This is a genomic window from Kroppenstedtia guangzhouensis (genome assembly GCF_014637345.1).
GTDB classification, from domain to species: Bacteria; Bacillota; Bacilli; order Thermoactinomycetales; family DSM-45169; genus Kroppenstedtia; species Kroppenstedtia guangzhouensis.
Genome location: NZ_BMEX01000079.1, coordinates 1 through 644 on the forward strand (window position 1 = coordinate 1; position 644 = coordinate 644).

1 protein-coding gene is annotated in these 644 nt (G+C 59.6%); it reads right to left on the reverse strand.

Annotated elements, in window-relative coordinates; all coding sequences use genetic code 11:
* On the reverse strand, positions 1-611 hold a 611-nt coding region (locus tag IEV46_RS17880), incomplete at its 3' end, for an AMP-binding protein (RefSeq protein WP_229736225.1).
* Positions 612-644 lie beyond the last annotated feature (33 nt).

Below are 644 nucleotides of genomic sequence, written 5' to 3' on the forward strand. Positions count from 1 at the left end.
AGTTCCCCCGGTACCCCGATCGGTTGGGGACGGCCCTGACGGTCCAGCACATAGCATGTGGTGTTGGACAGGGGTTTCCCGATCGGGATCGTCCGCTGCCCCTCCGCCCGCCGGTCCACCGGGTGGAATGTGGCAAACACAGTGGTCTCCGTCGGACCATACACATGAAGAATCCGGTCAGCTCCCAAGAGGCGGACCGCCTTCCGCACATGGGGGACGGAAACCGCTTCTCCTCCAAACAGCACCTTCCGCAAACCTATCAGTGCCTGACCATCCACATCGACCAGTGTATTAAACAAAGCGGTGGTCATGAAGGAGACCGTGATTCGCTCTTCCTTCAGCACACGGGACAAACCCAGACCATCCGACACGGTGTCCCGGGAAATCAACACCAGGGTGGCCCCGGATAACAAGGCCCCGTAAATGTCAAAGGTGGACCCGTCAAAGGCATAGTTGGACAGTTGCAACACCCGGTCTTCCGGGGTCACTTCCAGGTAGCCGTTGTTGATCACGGTTCGCACCACATTCTGGTGGGTGGTCATCACCCCTTTGGGCTGGCCGGTGGAACCGGAGGTGTAGAGGATGTAGCACAGATCCCGGGCTTCGTTCACCGGATGCGGATTCTCCCGGGGGTACCCCTTGAG